30 protein-coding genes are annotated in these 16,782 nt (G+C 59.6%); 29 read left to right on the top strand and 1 reads right to left on the bottom strand.

Annotated features, from left to right (window positions below; translation table 11 throughout):
* Positions 1–156 precede the first annotated feature (156 nt).
* A complete protein-coding gene (locus GW587_RS01865; protein ID WP_166097847.1) occupies positions 157–528 on the top strand; it encodes an antitoxin PaaA2 family protein in 372 nt (123 codons plus the stop codon).
* Positions 529–538: 10 nt separating this feature from the next.
* Positions 539–817: a type II toxin-antitoxin system RelE/ParE family toxin gene (locus GW587_RS01860; RefSeq protein ID WP_166097844.1), complete on the top strand. Its 279-nt coding sequence runs from the start codon at positions 539–541 to the stop codon at positions 815–817.
* 13 nt (positions 818–830) lie between these two features.
* Here GW587_RS01860 and GW587_RS31140 read toward each other — a convergent pair whose 3' ends face one another.
* Positions 831–1,616, bottom strand: coding sequence for a PEP-CTERM sorting domain-containing protein (locus GW587_RS31140; protein WP_229259250.1), 786 nt, complete (start codon positions 1,614–1,616; stop codon positions 831–833).
* Positions 1,617–1,770: 154 nt separating this feature from the next.
* On the opposite strand from GW587_RS31140, the gene creB reads away from it, so the two are divergent.
* The 27 genes from creB (at position 1,771) to rpsM (ending at position 16,772) form a co-directional block, all read left to right on the top strand.
* Positions 1,771–2,457, top strand: coding sequence for a two-component system response regulator CreB (gene creB, locus GW587_RS01850; RefSeq protein ID WP_166097842.1), 687 nt, complete (start codon positions 1,771–1,773; stop codon positions 2,455–2,457).
* Complete coding sequence (gene creC, locus GW587_RS01845; protein WP_166097839.1) at positions 2,454–3,890, top strand: two-component system sensor histidine kinase CreC; 1,437 nt, start codon at positions 2,454–2,456, stop codon at positions 3,888–3,890. Before creB ends, creC begins: the two co-directional genes overlap by 4 nt.
* Positions 3,891–3,971: 81 nt before the next feature.
* Positions 3,972–5,330: a cell envelope integrity protein CreD gene (gene creD / locus GW587_RS01840; protein ID WP_166097837.1), complete on the top strand. Its 1,359-nt coding sequence runs from the start codon at positions 3,972–3,974 to the stop codon at positions 5,328–5,330.
* A gap of 221 nt (positions 5,331–5,551) precedes the next feature.
* Positions 5,552–6,208 (top strand): 50S ribosomal protein L3, encoded by a 657-nt coding sequence (gene rplC / locus GW587_RS01835; RefSeq protein WP_090325842.1) that lies wholly within the window; start codon positions 5,552–5,554, stop codon positions 6,206–6,208.
* A 3-nt stretch (positions 6,209–6,211) separates the two neighbouring features.
* A complete protein-coding gene (rplD, locus tag GW587_RS01830; protein WP_026334873.1) occupies positions 6,212–6,832 on the top strand; it encodes a 50S ribosomal protein L4 in 621 nt (206 codons plus the stop codon).
* Positions 6,829–7,143, top strand: a complete 315-nt coding sequence (gene rplW / locus GW587_RS01825; RefSeq protein WP_008444291.1) for a 50S ribosomal protein L23 — start codon at positions 6,829–6,831, stop codon at positions 7,141–7,143. Before rplD ends, rplW begins: the two co-directional genes overlap by 4 nt.
* Positions 7,143–7,970, top strand: a complete 828-nt coding sequence (gene rplB, locus GW587_RS01820) for a 50S ribosomal protein L2 (protein ID WP_166097835.1) — start codon at positions 7,143–7,145, stop codon at positions 7,968–7,970. Before rplW ends, rplB begins: the two co-directional genes overlap by 1 nt.
* A gap of 10 nt (positions 7,971–7,980) precedes the next feature.
* The gene (gene rpsS, locus GW587_RS01815) at positions 7,981–8,256 is read left to right on the top strand and encodes a 30S ribosomal protein S19 (RefSeq protein WP_008444295.1); all 276 of its coding nucleotides are present in this window, start codon (positions 7,981–7,983) and stop codon (positions 8,254–8,256) included.
* Entirely contained in the window at positions 8,253–8,585 is a 333-nt protein-coding gene (rplV, locus tag GW587_RS01810) for a 50S ribosomal protein L22 (protein WP_173595008.1), read from the top strand. Before rpsS ends, rplV begins: the two co-directional genes overlap by 4 nt.
* 10 nt (positions 8,586–8,595) lie before the next feature.
* Entirely contained in the window at positions 8,596–9,408 is an 813-nt protein-coding gene (rpsC, locus tag GW587_RS01805; RefSeq protein WP_166097832.1) for a 30S ribosomal protein S3, read from the top strand.
* 2 nt (positions 9,409–9,410) lie between these two features.
* A complete protein-coding gene (gene rplP, locus GW587_RS01800) occupies positions 9,411–9,830 on the top strand; it encodes a 50S ribosomal protein L16 (protein WP_020704376.1) in 420 nt (139 codons plus the stop codon).
* Positions 9,831–9,842: 12 nt separating this feature from the next.
* On the top strand, positions 9,843–10,034 hold the full coding sequence (gene rpmC / locus GW587_RS01795; protein ID WP_008444304.1) for a 50S ribosomal protein L29: 192 nt from the start codon (positions 9,843–9,845) through the stop codon (positions 10,032–10,034).
* Positions 10,031–10,303, top strand: a complete 273-nt coding sequence (gene rpsQ / locus GW587_RS01790) for a 30S ribosomal protein S17 (protein ID WP_166097829.1) — start codon at positions 10,031–10,033, stop codon at positions 10,301–10,303. Before rpmC ends, rpsQ begins: the two co-directional genes overlap by 4 nt.
* Before the next feature lie 267 nt (positions 10,304–10,570).
* On the top strand, positions 10,571–10,939 hold the full coding sequence (rplN, locus tag GW587_RS01785; RefSeq protein ID WP_099789560.1) for a 50S ribosomal protein L14: 369 nt from the start codon (positions 10,571–10,573) through the stop codon (positions 10,937–10,939).
* A gap of 9 nt (positions 10,940–10,948) precedes the next feature.
* Entirely contained in the window at positions 10,949–11,263 is a 315-nt protein-coding gene (rplX, locus tag GW587_RS01780; protein ID WP_166097827.1) for a 50S ribosomal protein L24, read from the top strand.
* Positions 11,264–11,269: 6 nt separating this feature from the next.
* Complete coding sequence (gene rplE / locus GW587_RS01775) at positions 11,270–11,809, top strand: 50S ribosomal protein L5 (protein ID WP_166097825.1); 540 nt, start codon at positions 11,270–11,272, stop codon at positions 11,807–11,809.
* 7 nt (positions 11,810–11,816) lie between these two features.
* On the top strand, positions 11,817–12,122 hold the full coding sequence (rpsN, locus tag GW587_RS01770; protein WP_008444324.1) for a 30S ribosomal protein S14: 306 nt from the start codon (positions 11,817–11,819) through the stop codon (positions 12,120–12,122).
* A 14-nt stretch (positions 12,123–12,136) separates the two neighbouring features.
* On the top strand, positions 12,137–12,532 hold the full coding sequence (gene rpsH, locus GW587_RS01765; RefSeq protein WP_008444325.1) for a 30S ribosomal protein S8: 396 nt from the start codon (positions 12,137–12,139) through the stop codon (positions 12,530–12,532).
* A gap of 10 nt (positions 12,533–12,542) precedes the next feature.
* The gene (rplF, locus tag GW587_RS01760; RefSeq protein WP_166097822.1) at positions 12,543–13,076 is read left to right on the top strand and encodes a 50S ribosomal protein L6; all 534 of its coding nucleotides are present in this window, start codon (positions 12,543–12,545) and stop codon (positions 13,074–13,076) included.
* A gap of 13 nt (positions 13,077–13,089) precedes the next feature.
* Positions 13,090–13,452 (top strand): 50S ribosomal protein L18, encoded by a 363-nt coding sequence (gene rplR, locus GW587_RS01755; RefSeq protein WP_090325886.1) that lies wholly within the window; start codon positions 13,090–13,092, stop codon positions 13,450–13,452.
* A gap of 9 nt (positions 13,453–13,461) precedes the next feature.
* A complete protein-coding gene (gene rpsE, locus GW587_RS01750) occupies positions 13,462–13,980 on the top strand; it encodes a 30S ribosomal protein S5 (protein WP_026334874.1) in 519 nt (172 codons plus the stop codon).
* Positions 13,981–13,989: 9 nt separating this feature from the next.
* Positions 13,990–14,172 (top strand): 50S ribosomal protein L30, encoded by a 183-nt coding sequence (rpmD, locus tag GW587_RS01745; protein ID WP_166097819.1) that lies wholly within the window; start codon positions 13,990–13,992, stop codon positions 14,170–14,172.
* A 27-nt stretch (positions 14,173–14,199) separates the two neighbouring features.
* On the top strand, positions 14,200–14,631 hold the full coding sequence (gene rplO, locus GW587_RS01740) for a 50S ribosomal protein L15 (protein WP_166097815.1): 432 nt from the start codon (positions 14,200–14,202) through the stop codon (positions 14,629–14,631).
* 32 nt (positions 14,632–14,663) lie between these two features.
* On the top strand, positions 14,664–15,998 hold the full coding sequence (gene secY / locus GW587_RS01735; RefSeq protein WP_166097813.1) for a preprotein translocase subunit SecY: 1,335 nt from the start codon (positions 14,664–14,666) through the stop codon (positions 15,996–15,998).
* 17 nt (positions 15,999–16,015) lie between these two features.
* Positions 16,016–16,234 (top strand): translation initiation factor IF-1, encoded by a 219-nt coding sequence (infA, locus tag GW587_RS01730; protein ID WP_005663428.1) that lies wholly within the window; start codon positions 16,016–16,018, stop codon positions 16,232–16,234.
* 31 nt (positions 16,235–16,265) lie between these two features.
* Positions 16,266–16,379 (top strand): 50S ribosomal protein L36, encoded by a 114-nt coding sequence (gene rpmJ, locus GW587_RS01725; protein WP_005663407.1) that lies wholly within the window; start codon positions 16,266–16,268, stop codon positions 16,377–16,379.
* 27 nt (positions 16,380–16,406) lie between these two features.
* Entirely contained in the window at positions 16,407–16,772 is a 366-nt protein-coding gene (gene rpsM, locus GW587_RS01720) for a 30S ribosomal protein S13 (RefSeq protein ID WP_019923475.1), read from the top strand.
* Positions 16,773–16,782: the final 10 nt, after the last annotated feature.

Raw genomic sequence — 16,782 nt, 5'->3', positions numbered from 1 at the left:
GGTCGTGCCGCCCCGACACGTTCAGCAGGCCGTGCCTTCCCGGCGGCCTGCTTTTTTTTCGTCATCCCGGCTCTAGTTGACGCATGTTCGCGACCATCGACAATAGCGTCGTCCGGCGTGAGGGTTTATGCTAGATTGGCTGCTAATGGGGGGGATATGAATACACAGACGATAGAACCGGCCGCGCTTGCCAGATTGGCTGACGCGGGAGGTAATTTCAACGTGTCGGTGCTGCCGGAGGGCGGCGGCTGGATCGTATGCGTGCATGACGAGGCAGGTGACCGCGCTTTGCTCGATCTGGACCGTAAGGCGACCGCTGTATTTGACGCACTGCAGGCCGTCGAGCAACATTTGCGGACATTGGGGGTCCTTCGTTTTGAAGTCGATGGCGGCCGGCGGTCGCACGGAGATCCCACATACGAAGAATGGCTGAAAGCTGAAGTGCAGGCGGCACTAGACGATCCGTCGCCGCTTGTTGCACATGATGAGGCAGTGCGGCAGATCCGGGCGGCGATCAGGGCAAAATAGGAGCCATCCCATGCGCCGAATTGCATGGAGTCGGCAAGCAATCAGGGATATGGCCAGTATCGGCCGGCATATCGCGGCCGACAGTCCGGCGAACGCCGGCAAGCTGCTGGATCAGATCTTGGCCAAGATTATCCCGTTGGCGACCTACCCGAAGATCGGCAGGATCGGCGGCAAACCGGGGACGAGGGAGCTGGTGGTCCACACGCACTACCTCGTTATCTATCGCGTCCTGCCGGACAGCATAACTATTTTGCGCATCAAACATGTGGCGCGAAAATGGCCGGTATGACAGATTTATCTGGTTACCGCGGATGGCCGCGTTGCCGCGCTGCGGCGCCAACCAGCAGCAGGCCTGCCAGCAGCATGCCGTAGGTGGCCGGCTCCGGCACCGCCGCGATGGTGACGTCGGTGTAGGCCAGGAAGTTCATGCTCACGTCCAGGGCGGCGTCGCCGGGGTTGGCGAAGGCTAACGTGAAGTATTCGCTGTTGAGGGCGAAGCGTGTGGCTTCGCCCCAGATCAGCGCGCTCTCGCGCGACAGCGTGCTGCTGGTGACCGCGTCGCGGTCGGCGATGTCGATCGAGGCCCAACTGAAGACCCGATAACCGGCGCCGTCGCCGAGGCTGCGGGTGGCCTGGGTCCATACGTTGCCGGACACGGTCAGCAGCGTGTGCGGCGCCAGCGTCAGCCACAGCCGTTGTTCGCTTTCGGCGCTGCTCATCATGTTCAACCCCAGCCTGGCGTCGGCCGTGGCTTGCGCCGAGACGTCGCCGACGCCGCCGCTGGTGGTGGCGTCGGCGCTGGCCGCGTCGAGCGCGAGCCGCGCCCGCCCGGCCGCGAAGGGGGCCGGCTGAACGATGACGGGATTGAAATCGTCGCCGGTGGCGCTGTTATAGGTGTACACCATCAGGCGGCTGTCGGCGCTGGCGATGCTGAAGCCGGCACCGCCGTCCTGCGGCGTCAGGTCGATCACGCCGAGGGCGACATTGCCGATGCTGGTCGCGCCGTCGGCGCCGGCCCGCGCCGCGCCGGTGGCGACAACGGCGCAGGCGGCGAGGATCGCCAACATGGCGCGGAAGAGGGTATGCATGATGGACTCCTGTCGGCGTTTGTGGGACACCATGCTAGCGAGCGCGCCGGCCGCTTCGTTTGATCTGGCGCAGTATCCGCCTCGATTTCATCCGCATTGCCGCCCGTCCCGGGCACTGGTACAGTCATCCCCATGATGACTAAATGTAAAAGCAATGAATAAGACCATCCTCATCGTCGAGGACGAACAGGCGATCGCCGACAGCATCGCCTACGCCTTGCGCACCGATGGCTTCACGCCGCTGCACGTGACGTTGGGCGAGCAGGCGCTGGCGGCCATGCGCGCGCAACCTGCGCCGCTGCTGGTGGTGCTCGACGTCGGCCTGCCCGACATGAGCGGACTGGAGGTCTGCCGCCGCATGCGCCGCTTTTCCGACGCGCCGATCATGTTCCTGACCGCGCGCAGCGACGAGATCGACCGCATCGTCGGGCTGGAGATCGGCGCCGACGATTACGTGACCAAGCCTTTTTCGCCGCGCGAACTGGTGGCGCGCATCCGCGTGATCCTGCGCCGCATGTCCCCGCCCGGCGCCGCGTCCGCCCCGGCCGTCCCGGCGTCCGCGTTCGAACCGCGCCCGCTGGAGGCGCGCATCCTGTTCCGCGGCCAGCCGCTCGACCTGACGCGCTATGAATACCTGCTGCTCAAGGCCCTGCTGGAACACCCGTCCCATGTGCTGTCGCGGGCCCAGCTGATGGACCGCGTCTGGAGCGACGCGCCCGACACGCTGGAGCGCACCGTCGATGCCCATGTCAAGTCGCTGCGCGCCAAGTTGCGCTTGATCGACGCCGACGCCGACTTCATCCTCACCCATCGCGGCATGGGCTACAGCCTCGCGCCATGAAGATCGGCCTGCGCATCCTGCTCGGCTATTTCCTGATCGTCGGGCTGGCGGCGTGGTTCCTGTTGAATGTGTTCGTTGCCGAGGTCAAGCCCGGCGTCCGCTCCACATTGGAGGATACGCTGGTCGACACCGCCGAGCTGCTGGCCGGCGTGGTGGCCGACCGCGTGCGGGGCGGCGCGCTGGAGCCGTCGCCCAAGCTGGACCTGATGCAGGACTACGCGCGCCGCGACATCGAGGTCGACATCGGCGGCGTGATCAAGCGTCGGCTCGATTACCGCATCTATATCACCGACGCGCGCGGCATCGTGGTCTACGATTCCTCCGGCAAGGACGCCGGCAAGGATTACTCGCGCTGGAACGACGTTTACCTGACGCTGCAGGGCAAGTATGGCGCGCGCAGCACCCGCACGGTGGCGGGCGTCGACCGCAGCACGGTGCTGTATGTCGCCGCGCCGATCCGCGACGGCGAACGCATCATCGGCGTGCTGACGGTGGCCAAGCCGCTGTCCAGCGTGCAGGTGTTCGTCGATCGCAGCCAGCGCAAGATCATGCAGCGCGGCACGGTGCTGCTGATCGTCTCCTTGCTGATCGGCCTGGCGTTCGCGTGGTGGCTGGCGCGCGCGCTGGGTCAACTGATGCGCTATGTGTCCGACGTCGAGGCCGGCCGCAAGGCGGTGTTGCCGTCGCTGGGCGACAACGAGATCGGCAAGCTGGGCCGCGCGCTGCATGCGATGCGCACGCGGCTCGAAGGCAAGGAATACGCCGAGCAGCTGATGCATACGCTGGCGCACGAGTTGAAAAGTCCGATCGCGGCGATCCAGGGCTCGGCCGAACTATTGTCCGAAGAGCTGCCGCCGGCCGAATTCCGTCACTTCCTCGATAACATACTGAGCCAGAACGCGCGCCAGAAGCAGCTGATCGACAAGCTGCTGGCGCTGGTGCGCGTCGAGCAGCAGCAGGGGCTGGACGGCGCCGAGGCCGTCGACATCGGCGCGCTGCTGCGGCAGGTCGCGGCCGATGCCGCCGGCCGGCTGCAACAGCGCGGACTGCGCCTGGGCATGACGCTGCCGCCGGTGGCGCCGCTGGTGCGGGGCGACGCGCTGCTGTTGCGCCAGGCCATCGGCAATCTGCTGGACAACGCCATCGACTTCGCCCCGCACGGCGGCGAGATCGGCGCCGCCGTGTCGGCAAGCGGCGACGCGGTCCGCATCGTCATCACCGACGCCGGCCCCGGCATCCCGCATTACGCCGCCGGGCGGCTGTTCGAGCGCTTCTACTCGCTGCCGCGCCCCGACGGCGGCAAGAGCACCGGCCTGGGCCTGCCGTTCGTGCGCGAGGTGGCGGCGCTGCACGGCGGCGCGATCGACGTCGCCAATGGCGAGCGGGGCGGCTGCCGCGCGGAGTTGACCTTGCCTTTGCCGCTGACGCTCTAGACTTCACGCACAACGCATCATCAGCGCACACGGCGTTTCTACACTGGTTGAACTTTCTGCACTTCAACCGAGGAAACCGCTATGCAAAAGAAACTGCTGTATAAAATCCTGGCGATCGCGGCGCTGACGCTGTTGCTCGGCATCGCGCTGGCGCTGATCCAGTCCACCATCGACGAGCGGCTGCGCTTTCGCGACCAGGCGGTGCAAAGCGTGGCCAACGATTCCGTGCGCGAGCAGGTGGTGGTCGGCCCGGTGCTGGTGATACCCTACAGCGAGGCGATCGAGGCCAGGGACGACGCCGAGGCCAAGGGCAAGAGCGGCGCACGCACGGTGAAGCGCCGCAAACTGGTGTACCCGAATACGCTGCAGGTCAATGGCGCCATCACCACCGACCGTCGCTATCGCGGCATCCATCAGGTCCTTATCTATAGTGGGCGGCACAACTTCGCCGGCGACTTCACGCTGCCGCAGCTGGCCGATCTGCCGCGCGAGAGCGCGACCTCGCGCCTGACCCTCGGTCTGCCGTATGTGGCGCTGGCCGTATCGGACGTGCGCGGCATCCGCGATATCCCGCGCCTGAACTGGGGCGGACGCGAACTCGAGTTCCAGCAAGGCGCCGCGCTGCCCGGCTATGCCAGCGGCATGCACGCGCCGTTGGAGCAGGCCGACTTGAAGGAGGGCGCCAAGGTGGCGTTCAGCTTCGCGCTGGGGCTGGCGGGCATCGAGAACCAGCATTTCGTGCCGGTCGCCCGGAACAATCGCTATGTCATCCAGTCCAACTGGCCGCATCCGCAATTCGCCGGCGACTTCCTGCCCGAGAGCCGCAGCGTCGGCGATGCCGGTTTCAACGCCGAGTGGCGGATCTCGTCCATGGCCAGCCGCGCGCAGCAACAGCTGGACGCGCTGGCGGCCGGCGAGCGCGTCAAGAGCGTGGACAGCTTCCACATCGGCTTCATCGAACCGGTCAACATCTACTCGCAGGCCAGCCGCGCCACCAAATACGGGCTGCTGTTCGTGGCGCTGACCTTCGCCGCCTTCTTCGTGTTCGAGGTGGTCAAGCGGCTGGCGATCCACCCGATCCAGTACCTGCTGGTAGGCTTGGCGCTGGCGTTGTTCTTTCTGCTGCTGGTGGGCCTGTCCGAACACATTCCCTTCGTGGCGGCGTATGGCATCGCGGCGAGCGCCTGCATCGCGCTGATCGCCTACTACCTGGGGCACGCCTTGCACAGCCGCTGGCGCGGGCTGGGCTTCGGCGTCGGCCTGGTGCTGCTGTATTCGGCGCTGTACGGCTTGCTGATCTCGGAAAACAACGCCCTGGTGCTGGGCAGCCTGCTGCTGTTCGCCGTGCTGGCCGCGTTGATGGTCGCCACCCGCCAGGTGGACTGGTATGAAATCGGCAATAGTGAGCAGGCGGAAACGTCCGCCGGCCCGCAACCGTGAGCGGCGCCGCAAGCCGCATGGGGCCAGCGTTTGCGCCCCGGGCGGCGGGCGGCGAAATAATGCAGCGAAAACCCGACATACCTCGTACTAAGTTGTTGCGTCAAGGGTCTTTTCACGCTACACTAGCCGGCTTCGGTATGGATTCGCCCTTTTTATGGTCCGTACTAATTTTAGTAGTTCAACATATCCCCGCCCAATCGTAGGTGGGAATTGGAGAAAAAATGAGCCTTGGCCTTCTCGGTCGCAAGGTTGGTATGATGCGCATCTTCACGGATGAAGGGGACTCGATCCCTGTCACCGTGCTGGACGTATCGAACAACCGTGTTGCGCAAATCAAAACTCCTGAAACTGATGGTTACTCCGCAGTTCAGGTCGCATTCGGTCAACGTCGCGCTTCCCGCGTAACGAAGGCTGTTGCTGGTCACCACGCTAAAGCTGGTGTCGAAGCCGGTACTCTGTTGAAAGAGTTCCGCGTTGACGCCACCAAAGCAGCCGAACTGAAAGCTGGCGATGTTGTTGCCGCTTCCCTGTTCGAAGTCGGTCAAAAGATCGACGTGCAAGGCGTCACCATTGGTAAAGGCTATGCCGGTACCATCAAGCGTCACCACTTTGCTTCGGGTCGCGCGACCCACGGTAACTCCCGTTCGCACAACGTTCCAGGTTCCATCGGTATGGCGCAAGATCCAGGCCGCGTGTTCCCTGGTAAGCGCATGACCGGTCACCTCGGTGACGTCACCCGCACCGTGCAGAACCTCGAAATCGCTCGTATCGACGCCGACCGTCAGCTGCTGCTGGTCAAAGGTGCGATCCCTGGCGCCAAAAACGGCCAGGTTGTGGTTTCGCCTGCTGTCAAAGTTAAAGCAAAGAAGGGAGCTTAAACGATGGAACTCAAGCTCTTGAACGCTCAAGGTCAAGCCGCCTCTAACGTCGCCGCCGCAGATACCATCTTCGGTCGTGATTACAACGAAGCCCTGATCCACCAAGTCGTCGTTGCTTACCAAGCCAATGCTCGCAGCGGCAACCGTAAACAAAAAGACCGTGAAGAAGTCCACCACACGACCAAGAAGCCATGGCGCCAAAAAGGCACCGGCCGCGCTCGTGCTGGTATGTCGTCGTCGCCACTGTGGCGCGGCGGTGGTCGCATCTTCCCGAACTCGCCTGACGAGAACTTCACCCACAAAGTGAACAAAAAGATGTATCGCGCAGGTATCTGCTCGATCCTGTCCCAGTTGGCCCGCGAAGACCGTCTGACGATCATCGAAGATCTGACCATCGAAGCGCCAAAGACCAAGCTGCTGTCGCAAAAGCTGACCGGCATGGGCTTTGACTCGGTTCTGATCATCACCGACGTCGCCAACGAAAACCTGGAACTGGCATCGCGCAACCTGCCTAACGTTCTGGTTGTTGAACCACGTCACGCAGATCCAATGTCCCTGGTGTTCTACAAGAAGATCCTGGTCACCAAAGCTGCACTGGCTAAGATTGAGGAGATGCTGGCATGAGCGCATTGAAATTTAGCGAAGAGCGCCTGATGAAGGTGCTGCTGGCTCCGGTCATTTCCGAAAAGGCCACCATGGTCGCGGAAAAGAACGAACAGATCGTGTTCCGTGTAACCACCGACGCGACCAAGCCGGAAATCAAAGCCGCTGTTGAACTGCTGTTCAAAGTGGAAGTGGAATCGGTGCAGACCGTCAACCGCGAAGGTAAGCAGAAGCGTTCCGGTGCCCACACCGGCCGCCGCAATCATACCAAGCGTGCTTTCGTGTGCCTGAAACCTGGCCAGGAAATCAATTTCTCCGAGGAGGCTAAATAATGGCACTCGTTAAGATGAAGCCAACCTCCCCAGGCCGTCGCGGCATGGTGAAAGTTGTGAACCCGGACCTGTACAAAGGTCGTCCGTTCGCAGCCCTGGTTGAGAAAAAATCGAAAACTGCTGGTCGTAACAACAACGGCCACATCACCACCCGTCACATCGGTGGCGGTCACAAGCAGCACTATCGCCTGATCGACTTCAAGCGTCAGAAGGATGGCATTCCAGCGAAAGTGGAACGTATCGAATACGATCCGAACCGCACCGCGAATATCGCCCTGCTGTGCTACGCCGACGGCGAACGCCAGTACATCATCGCCACCAAGGGCATGTCCGTTGGCGACGCCGTGATGAATGGCTCGGAAGCGCCGATCAAGTCGGGCAACTGCCTGCCGATCCGCAACATCCCGGTCGGTACCGTCATGCACTGCGTTGAAATGCTGCCAGGTAAGGGTGCGCAAATCGCCCGTTCCGCCGGCGCCGGCGTGGTTCTGATGGCCCGTGACGGCACCTACGCTCAGGTTCGCCTGCGTTCGGGTGAAGTGCGTCGCGTGCACATCGAGTGCCGTGCAACCGTGGGTGAAGTCGGCAATGCCGAACACAGCCTGCGTAAAATCGGTAAAGCTGGTGCGATGCGCTGGCGCGGTGTTCGTCCTACCGTTCGCGGTGTGGTCATGAACCCGGTCGATCACCCGCACGGTGGTGGTGAAGGTAAAACCGCAGCTGGTCGTCATCCAGTGTCGCCTTGGGGCCAACAGACGAAGGGTAAGAAGACCCGCAGCAACAAGCGTACTTCTTCCATGATCGTCTCGCGCCGCGGCAAGAAATAAGGGGTAGCACATGACTCGTTCATTGAAAAAAGGGCCGTTCTGTGACGCCCACCTGGTGAAAAAAGTCGAAGCCGCGCAAGCCGCCAAAGACAAAAAGCCAATCAAAACCTGGTCCCGTCGTTCGACCATCATGCCTGACTTCATCGGCCTGACGATCGCCGTCCACAATGGCAAGCTGCACGTGCCGGTGTACGTCTCCGAGAACATGGTTGGTCACAAGCTCGGTGAATTCGCGCTGACCCGCACGTTCAAGGGCCATGCCGCTGACAAGAAGGCGAAGAAATAATGGAAACCAAAGCTATCCTCAAGGGTGTGCGTTTGTCGGATCAAAAAGGTCGCCTGGTGGCTGACCAGATCCGCGGCAAGAAAGTTGACGCTGCACTCAACATTCTGCAGTTCAGCCCGAAAAAGGGCGCGACCATCATCAAGAAAGTGCTGGAGTCGGCTATCGCCAACGCCGAGCACAATGATGGCGCCGACATCGACGAGCTGTTCGTCAAAGTCATCTATGTTGAAAAGGGTCCGATCCTGAAGCGCTTCACCGCACGCGCTAAGGGCCGGGGCGATCGTATTTCGAAACAATCGTGTCACATTTACGTGACCGTCGGCAACTAAGGAGACTGAGATGGGTCAAAAAATTCATCCAACCGGCTTCCGCCTGTCGGTTACCCGTAACTGGGCATCGCGTTGGTACGCAGGCAACAGCAACTTCGCTGCCATGCTCAACGAAGATTTGAAAGCACGCGCTTACCTGAAGACCAAGCTGAAGAACGCTTCGGTCGGCCGCATCGTCATCGAGCGTCCTGCCAAGAACGCGCGCTTCACGATCTACAGCTCGCGTCCAGGCGTGGTCATTGGTAAAAAAGGCGAAGACATCGAAGTACTGAAGTCGGCGCTGACCAAGATCATGGGCGTTCCTGTCCACGTGAACATCGAAGAAATCCGCAAGCCGGAAATCGACTCGCAGCTGATCGCCGATTCGATCGCCCAGCAGCTGGAAAAGCGCATCATGTTCCGCCGCGCGATGAAGCGTGCGATGCAAAACGCCATGCGTCTGGGTGCCCTGGGCATCAAGATCATGTCGTCGGGTCGTCTGAACGGTATCGAAATCGCTCGTAAAGAGTGGTATCGCGAAGGCCGTGTGCCACTGCACACCCTGCGCGCCGACATCGACTACGGCACCAGCGAAGCTTCGACCACCTACGGCATCATCGGTGTCAAGGTCTGGGTATACAAGGGTGACCGCGCGCCGAACGGCGACGCACCAGTCATCGATACCCCGCCGGACGAGAAGAAGCCACGTGGCCCACGTCGTGACGACGGCAAACCAGCTGGCCGCCCGCGTCCAGCCGGCGCCGGCGCCGGTGCTAAACCAGCCGCCCCTGGCGCAGCGCGTGTTCGCGCCGCCGTCAAGCCGGCCGAGAAAGCAGGAGAATAATCATGCTGCAACCAGCACGCAGGAAGTATCGTAAAGAGCAGAAAGGCCGCAACACCGGCATTTCGCATGGCACCGGCACTTCGGTGTCGTTCGGTGAATTCGGTCTGAAAGCCGTCGCCCGTGGTCGTATCACGGCACGCCAGATCGAAGCCGCTCGTCGCGCCATGACCCGTCACATCAAACGTGGCGGCCGTATCTGGATCCGCATCTTCCCGGACAAACCGATTTCGAACAAGCCTGCCGAAGTTCGTATGGGTAACGGTAAGGGTAATCCGGAATACTACGTCGCTGAAATCCGTCCGGGCAAAGTCCTGTACGAAATGGACGGCGTGGATGAAGTACTGGCGCGCGAAGCATTCCGCCTGGCCGCTGCCAAACTGCCGCTGGCGACCACCTTCGTGGTCCGTCAAGTCGGCCAATAACAGGAGTGAAATATGAAAGCATCTGAACTCCGCGGCAAAGACCAGGTAGCTCTGCAAAAAGAGCTGAATGACCTGTTGAAGGCACAGTTCGGCCTGCGTATGCAAACCGCTACGCAGCAGCTGAGCAACACTTCGCAGCTCAAGAAGGTACGTCGCGATATCGCACGTGTAAAGACGGTAATGAACACCAAGGAAGCCAAATGACCGAAACAGTGAACAAGCCGCTCAAGCGCACGCTGATCGGTAAAGTGGTGTCCGACAAGATGGACAAAACCGTTACCGTTCTGATCGAGCGTCACGTCAAGCATCCTTTGTACGGCAAGATCATCGTGCGTTCGAACAAGTATCACGCGCACGACGAGACCAACCAGGTGAAAGCCGGTGACACGGTGGAAATCGTGGAAGGTCGTCCGATCTCCAAAACGAAGGCATGGACCGTGACGCGTGTGGTGCAAGCCGCACAAATCGTTTAATTGAAGTTCGTCGCCCCCGGGTCTTCGGGCCCGGGGGCGATTTTCAATTAGTTCTTGCAAGCCCGCAAATAGTATGTAATACTTGCGGGCTTCGTTCATGTAACGCCGCAAAGTGTCTGGCCACAGACGCTGAACCGCGCGGTCAGTAGCAAGACGAAGGTCAAGCACCCAAACAGTGGGCTCTTCATGAGCGCTCTGGCGGGACCAAGACTGACCGCAGGTCCGCATTGTGTGGATTCTTCGGCTTAAGTTGGGAAAGAGAATACTATGATTCAAACTGAAAGCCGGCTCGAAGTGGCCGACAATACCGGTGCCAAAGAAGTTATGTGCATCAAGGTATTGGGCGGCTCCAAGCGCCGTTATGCTGGCATCGGCGACGTGATCAAGGTAACCATCAAGGTTGCCGCGCCACGTGGCCGTGTCAAAAAAGGTGAAATTTATAACGCCGTGGTTGTGCGCACCGCTAAAGGTGTTCGCCGCCAAGACGGTTCCCTGGTGAAGTTCGACGGCAACGCCGCCGTTCTGTTGAACGCCAAGCTGGAACCGATCGGTACCCGTATTTTTGGACCAGTGACGCGCGAGTTGCGTACTGAAAAGTTCATGAAGATCGTGTCCCTGGCACCGGAAGTCCTGTAAGGAGTCGTAATGGATAAGATTCGTAAAAACGACGAAGTCATCGTTCTGACCGGGAAAGACAAGGGCAAGCGTGGCGTCGTTTCGCGTCGTGTAGATGCGGAGCACGTGGTTGTTGAGGGTGTGAACGTCGCCAAAAAAGCGACCAAGCCTAACCCAATGACTGGCGTACAAGGTGGTATCGTCGACAAGACTATGCCGATTCACGTGTCCAACGTTGCATTGTTCAATGCAGCGTCTGGCAAGGCAGACCGCGTAGGTTTCAAAGATGTCGACGGCAAAAAAGTCCGCGTCTTTAAATCGTCCGGCGAAGTAGTGAAGGCTTAAGAAATCATGGCACGTCTCCAAGAATTCTATAAAGAAAAAGTCGTCGCCGACCTGACCGCGAAATTCGGTTACAAGTCGGTGATGGAAGTACCACGCCTGACCAAGATCACCCTGAACATGGGTGTTGGTGAGGCAATCGCGGACAAGAAAGTCCTCGAACACGCCGTCGGCGACCTGACCAAGATCGCTGGCCAAAAGCCAGTGACCACCAAGTCGCGCAAAGCAATCGCGGGTTTCAAAATCCGTGAAGGCTACCCGATCGGTACCATGGTCACCCTGCGTGGCGCTCGCATGTACGAGTTCCTGGATCGCTTCATCACCGTGGCTCTGCCGCGCGTGCGCGATTTCCGTGGTGTCAATGGTCGCTCGTTCGATGGCCGCGGCAACTACAACATCGGTGTCAAAGAGCAGATCATCTTCCCGGAAATCGAGTACGACAAGATCGATGCGCTGCGTGGTATGAACATTTCGATCACCACCACCGCCAAGAACGACGACGAAGCGAAAGCTCTGCTCGCCGCCTTTAAATTCCCGTTCAGGAACTAAGAAGATCATGGCAAAACTCGCACTGATTAACCGTGAGCAGAAACGCGTGGACCTGGCGAACAAATTCGCCGCCAAGCGCGCTTCGCTGAAGGCCATCATCGACGACCAGTCGAAGTCGGAAGAAGAACGTTACGAAGCGCGCTTGAAACTGCAAGCGCTGCCACGTAACTCGGCGCCGACTCGCCAGCGTAACCGCTGCGCCGTCACCGGTCGTCCACGCGGCACCTTCCGTAAATTCGGTCTGGGCCGTATCAAGCTCCGTGAATTCGCCATGCGTGGTGAGATCCCGGGTATGACTAAAGCAAGCTGGTAATAGGAGAATATGCAATGAGTATGAGCGATCCTATCGCCGATATGCTGACCCGCATTCGTAACGCCCAGGGCGTGCAAAAAACGACCGTGGCCATGCCATCGTCGAAAGTCAAAATTGCGATTGCCAACGTCCTCAAGGACGAGGGTTACATTGAAGATTTCGCTGTGGCCGAAGCTGGTGGCAAAGCGGAACTGAAAATCGGTTTGAAGTATTATGTTGGCCGTCCCGTCATTGAGCGCCTTGAGCGCGTGTCCCGTCCGGGCCTGCGCGTGTACAAGGGCAAAGACGAGATCCCTACTGTGATGAATGGCTTGGGTGTGGCGATCGTGTCGACTCCGCAAGGCGTCATGACTGACCGCAAAGCACGCGCTACCGGTGTCGGCGGCGAAGTTATTTGCTACGTCGCATAAGGAGTTAGACATGTCTCGTGTAGCTAAAATGCCAATCGCTGTGCCAGCTGGCGCTGATGTCGCCATCTCCGCACAAGCGATCACTGTCAAGGGCCCGCTGGGCGTCTTGACCCAGGTCCTCAACGGCCAGGTCAAAGTGGAAAACAAAGAAGGAACCCTGAATTTCGAACCGGTCGGCGACAGCCGCGAAGCGAACGCCATGTCCGGCACGCTGCGCGCCCTGGTCAACAACATGGTCACCGGCGTCACCAAGGGTTTCGAGAAAAAGCTGAACCTGGTCGGTGTGGGTTACAAGGCGCAAGCGCAAGGCGACAAGCTGAATCTGTCGCTGGGCTTCTCGCACCCTGTCGTGCACTCGATGCCAGCCGGCGTCACCTGCGCCACCGCGACGCCGACCGAGATCATCATCAAAGGGATCGACCGTCAGCAAGTGGGCCAAGTGGCTGCTGAAGTTCGCGCTTACCGCTCCCCAGAGCCTTACAAAGGCAAGGGTGTTCGCTATGCGGACGAAGTGGTTAAGATCAAAGAAACCAAGAAGAAGTAACTAGGGGCTGACGATGGACAAGAAAGAATCACGTCTGCGCCGCGGACGCCAAACCCGGATCAAGATCGCGCAACAGAAAGTGAACCGCCTGTCGGTACACCGCACTAACCTGCATATCTACGCGAACCTGATCTCGCCGGATGCCAAAGTACTGGTATCGGCCTCCACGGCAGAAGTCGAAGTGCGCAACGAACTGGCTGGCAAATCGGGCAAGGGCGGCAACGCCGCAGCTGCCGCGATCGTCGGCAAGCGCGTCGCAGAGAAAGCACTGAAAGCAGGGATTACCGAAGTCGCGTTCGACCGCTCCGGTTTCCGTTACCACGGCCGTGTGAAGGCGCTGGCAGAAGCCGCGCGCGAAGCCGGTCTGAAGTTCTAAGGAACGATCATGGCAAAAATGCAAGCAAAAATGGCAAGCGACAAGCCGGATGACGGCATGCGCGAAAAAATGATCGCGATCAACCGCGTGACCAAAGTGGTCAAGGGTGGTCGTATCATGGGTTTCGCCGCGCTGACCGTGGTTGGTGACGGCGATGGCCGCATCGGCATGGGCAAGGGCAAGTCGAAGGAAGTCCCGGTGGGTGTGCAGAAGGCAATGGAAGAAGCCCGTCGCAACCTGATCAAGGTCAACCTGAAGAACGGCACCCTGCAGCACACCGTGACCGGTCGTCACGGCGCATCGAAAGTAATGATGTCGCCGGCGAAACCTGGTACCGGCGTCATCGCCGGCGGCGCAATGCGCGCGATCTTCGAAGTAATGGGCGTGACCGACGTGGTGGCGAAATCCACCGGTTCGAGCAACCCGTACAACCTGGTGCGCGCCACGCTGGATGGTCTGGCAAAAATGAGTACTCCTGCTGAAATTGCTGCGAAACGCGGCAAGTCGGTAGAAGAGATCCTGGGCTAAGAGGACATCATGACAACGAAAACCGTCAAAGTACAATTGGTCAAGGGCTTGATCAGCACGCGTGAAGATCACCGTGCCACCGTCCGCGGTCTGGGCCTGCGTCGCGTCAACTCGGTCGCCGAGTTGGAAGACACCCCATCCGTGCGCGGCATGATCAACAAAGTCTCGTACCTCGTTAAAGTAGTTGCGTAAGCCCCCGGGCTTACACACGGAGAAATCATGGAACTGAATACCATTCAACCAGCCGATGGCGCCAAGCATTACAAGCGTCGCGTCGGCCGCGGTATCGGCTCCGGTCTGGGTAAAACCTCGGGCCGTGGTCACAAGGGTCAAAAATCGCGTTCGGGCGGCTTCCACAAAGTCGGCTTCGAAGGCGGTCAGATGCCTCTGCAACGCCGTCTGCCTAAGCGCGGTTTCAAGTCGCTCAACGCCACCTTCAAAGCTGAAGTGCGCCTGTCCGACCTGAACAAGCTGGCCGTCGGCGACGTCGACATCCTGGTGCTGAAGCAAGCTGGCGTGCTGAGCGTGCTGGCCCGCGACGTGCGCGTCATTCTGTCCGGCGAGATCACCAAGGCGGTGAACCTCAAAGGCCTGAAAGTGACCGCTGGCGCGAAAGCCGCCATCGAAGCAGCCGGCGGCTCGGTAGCCTGAGTTGACCGCTAACAGCTTGATCGGAGCGAAAATTGGCGACTAACCCACAATTGGCTAAAAGCGCGGCGGCCGGATTCCCTTGGGGCCGGCTTTGGTTCCTGCTTGGCGCATTGGTGGTTTATCGTATCGGCGCTCACATCCCGGTTCCCGGGATCGATCCGGTACAATTGGCCGCGCTGTTCAAGTCGCAAGAGGGTGGCATCCTGGGCATGTTGAACATGTTCAGCGGTGGCGCGCTCGCGCGCTTCACAGTCTTTGCGCTGGGTATCACGCCTTACATCTCGGCCTCGATCATCATGCAGCTGGTGTCGATCGTCTCGCCGCAGATGGAAGCGCTCAAGAAAGAAGGCGAAGCAGGCCGTCGCAAGATCACCCAGTACACCCGGTATTTCACGGTGGTGCTGGCGACGTTCCAGGCGCTGGGCATTGCAGTCGCACTGGAATCGCAACAAGGTCTGGTGCTGGATCCAGGCTATGCATTCCGCTTCGTGACGGTCGTGACGCTGTTGACCGGCACCATGTTCGTGATGTGGTTGGGCGAGCAGATTACCGAGCGCGGCTTGGGTAACGGCATCTCGATCATCATCTTCGCGGGGATCGCCGCCGGCTTGCCGGGCGCGCTGGGAGGCTTGGCCTCGTCGGTGGGCAACGGTTCGATCGGTGCCCTGTCCGCGATCATCATCATGATCCTGGTGGTGGCGGTGACGTATCTGGTGGTGTTCGTGGAGCGTGGCCAACGCAAGATCCTGGTCAACTACGCGAAACGCCAGGTGGGCAACAAGATTTACGGTGGACAAACGTCGCACCTGCCATTGAAGCTGAACATGGCCGGCGTGATCCCACCGATTTTCGCTTCGTCGATTATCTTGTTCCCGGCAACGATCGTGGGCTGGTTTACCACGGGCGCCGATACGGCCAACCCGGTGGTCCGCTTCCTGAAAGATTTGGCAGCATCGATGGGGCCAGGCGAGCCCATCCACGCACTGTTGTACGCCATTGCGATCGTGTTTTTCTGTTTCTTCTATACAGCGCTGGTCTTCAACAGCAAGGAAACAGCGGATAACTTGAAGAAGAGCGGGGCCTTTGTGCCAGGGATTCGTCCCGGTGAGCAGACTGCCCGTTACATCGACAAGATCCTGACACGTTTGACACTGGCTGGCGCCATCTACATCACTTTGGTGTGTTTGTTGCCGGAATTCATGCAAGCCGAATGGAAGGTACCGTTTTATTTCGGCGGCACTTCTCTGTTGATTATTGTGGTTGTGACCATGGACTTCATGGCGCAGGTACAGAATTACGTGATGTCGCAGCAATATGAATCACTGCTGCGCAAAGCTAACTTCAAGGGCGGAATTCCGACGCGATAAGCGCGGTAGCATACCGAATGGCAAAAGACGACGTCATACAGATGCAGGGCGAGATTCTTGAGAATCTCCCAAATGCAACATTTCGAGTAAAGCTGGAAAACGGACACGTGGTGCTCGGCCATATTTCGGGTAAAATGCGGATGAACTATATCCGCATTCTTCCTGGCGACAAGGTGACGGTAGAGCTGACACCTTACGATCTGAGCCGTGCACGCATCGTGTTCCGGACCAAGTAACTTATCTAACGAATCAAGAAGAGAGTGCAAAATGAAAGTTAACGCCTCAGTCAAGCGGATCTGCCGCAACTGCAAGATCATCAAGCGCAAGGGCGTCGTTCGCGTAATCTGCGTCGAACCGCGTCACAAGCAGCGTCAAGGTTAATAACCGTTATTTATCGAGGAATAACGAATGGCACGTATTGCAGGGGTTAATATCCCAAATCATCAGCACACCGTTATCGGCCTGACGGCCATCTACGGTGTAGGCCGCCCACGCGCAAAGTTCATCTGCGCCGCGACGGGTATTGCGACCGATAAAAAGGTCAAGGATCTGGACGACAGCGAGCTGGAAAAGCTGCGCGATGAAGTAGCTAAATTCATCGTCGAAGGCGATCTGCGCCGCGAACTGTCCATGAACATCAAGCGTTTGATGGATCTGGGTTGCTACCGCGGCATGCGTCACCGTAAGGGCCTGCCGGTCCGCGGTCAACGCACCCGCACCAATGCACGTACCCGCAAGGGCCCGCGCAAAGCCGCTCAATCGCTCAAGAAATAATCTAGGGAAA

It is taken from the genome of Duganella aceris, assembly GCF_011090165.1.
In the GTDB taxonomy this organism is placed as follows: Bacteria; Pseudomonadota; Gammaproteobacteria; order Burkholderiales; family Burkholderiaceae_D; genus Rugamonas; species Rugamonas aceris.
The sequence above is the reverse complement of the archived record's forward strand: the minus strand, read 5'-3'. Positions and strand labels throughout refer to the sequence as shown.

What these genes read in the sequence shown, in the direction of transcription:
- rpsN (WP_008444324.1), top strand. Translation starts at nt 11,817, where the DNA reads ATGGCAAAACTCGCACTGATTAACCGTGAGCAGAAACGCGTGGACCTG.
- creD (WP_166097837.1), top strand. Translation starts at nt 3,972, where the DNA reads ATGCAAAAGAAACTGCTGTATAAAATCCTGGCGATCGCGGCGCTGACG.
- rplE (WP_166097825.1), top strand. Translation starts at nt 11,270, where the DNA reads ATGGCACGTCTCCAAGAATTCTATAAAGAAAAAGTCGTCGCCGACCTG.
- creB (WP_166097842.1), top strand. Translation starts at nt 1,771, where the DNA reads ATGAATAAGACCATCCTCATCGTCGAGGACGAACAGGCGATCGCCGAC.
- rplC (WP_090325842.1), top strand. Translation starts at nt 5,552, where the DNA reads ATGAGCCTTGGCCTTCTCGGTCGCAAGGTTGGTATGATGCGCATCTTC.
- rplB (WP_166097835.1), top strand. Translation starts at nt 7,143, where the DNA reads ATGGCACTCGTTAAGATGAAGCCAACCTCCCCAGGCCGTCGCGGCATG.
- GW587_RS01860 (WP_166097844.1), top strand. Translation starts at nt 539, where the DNA reads ATGCGCCGAATTGCATGGAGTCGGCAAGCAATCAGGGATATGGCCAGT.
- rpmJ (WP_005663407.1), top strand. Translation starts at nt 16,266, where the DNA reads ATGAAAGTTAACGCCTCAGTCAAGCGGATCTGCCGCAACTGCAAGATC.
- GW587_RS01865 (WP_166097847.1), top strand. Translation starts at nt 157, where the DNA reads ATGAATACACAGACGATAGAACCGGCCGCGCTTGCCAGATTGGCTGAC.
- rplX (WP_166097827.1), top strand. Translation starts at nt 10,949, where the DNA reads ATGGATAAGATTCGTAAAAACGACGAAGTCATCGTTCTGACCGGGAAA.
- rplN (WP_099789560.1), top strand. Translation starts at nt 10,571, where the DNA reads ATGATTCAAACTGAAAGCCGGCTCGAAGTGGCCGACAATACCGGTGCC.
- rpsE (WP_026334874.1), top strand. Translation starts at nt 13,462, where the DNA reads ATGGCAAAAATGCAAGCAAAAATGGCAAGCGACAAGCCGGATGACGGC.
- rplD (WP_026334873.1), top strand. Translation starts at nt 6,212, where the DNA reads ATGGAACTCAAGCTCTTGAACGCTCAAGGTCAAGCCGCCTCTAACGTC.
- rpmC (WP_008444304.1), top strand. Translation starts at nt 9,843, where the DNA reads ATGAAAGCATCTGAACTCCGCGGCAAAGACCAGGTAGCTCTGCAAAAA.
- rpmD (WP_166097819.1), top strand. Translation starts at nt 13,990, where the DNA reads ATGACAACGAAAACCGTCAAAGTACAATTGGTCAAGGGCTTGATCAGC.
- rplR (WP_090325886.1), top strand. Translation starts at nt 13,090, where the DNA reads ATGGACAAGAAAGAATCACGTCTGCGCCGCGGACGCCAAACCCGGATC.
- creC (WP_166097839.1), top strand. Translation starts at nt 2,454, where the DNA reads ATGAAGATCGGCCTGCGCATCCTGCTCGGCTATTTCCTGATCGTCGGG.
- rplF (WP_166097822.1), top strand. Translation starts at nt 12,543, where the DNA reads ATGTCTCGTGTAGCTAAAATGCCAATCGCTGTGCCAGCTGGCGCTGAT.
- rpsH (WP_008444325.1), top strand. Translation starts at nt 12,137, where the DNA reads ATGAGTATGAGCGATCCTATCGCCGATATGCTGACCCGCATTCGTAAC.
- rpsM (WP_019923475.1), top strand. Translation starts at nt 16,407, where the DNA reads ATGGCACGTATTGCAGGGGTTAATATCCCAAATCATCAGCACACCGTT.
- rpsS (WP_008444295.1), top strand. Translation starts at nt 7,981, where the DNA reads ATGACTCGTTCATTGAAAAAAGGGCCGTTCTGTGACGCCCACCTGGTG.
- rplP (WP_020704376.1), top strand. Translation starts at nt 9,411, where the DNA reads ATGCTGCAACCAGCACGCAGGAAGTATCGTAAAGAGCAGAAAGGCCGC.
- infA (WP_005663428.1), top strand. Translation starts at nt 16,016, where the DNA reads ATGGCAAAAGACGACGTCATACAGATGCAGGGCGAGATTCTTGAGAAT.
- rplW (WP_008444291.1), top strand. Translation starts at nt 6,829, where the DNA reads ATGAGCGCATTGAAATTTAGCGAAGAGCGCCTGATGAAGGTGCTGCTG.
- rpsC (WP_166097832.1), top strand. Translation starts at nt 8,596, where the DNA reads ATGGGTCAAAAAATTCATCCAACCGGCTTCCGCCTGTCGGTTACCCGT.
- rplO (WP_166097815.1), top strand. Translation starts at nt 14,200, where the DNA reads ATGGAACTGAATACCATTCAACCAGCCGATGGCGCCAAGCATTACAAG.
- GW587_RS31140 (WP_229259250.1), bottom strand. Translation starts at nt 1,616, where the DNA reads ATGCATACCCTCTTCCGCGCCATGTTGGCGATCCTCGCCGCCTGCGCC.
- rpsQ (WP_166097829.1), top strand. Translation starts at nt 10,031, where the DNA reads ATGACCGAAACAGTGAACAAGCCGCTCAAGCGCACGCTGATCGGTAAA.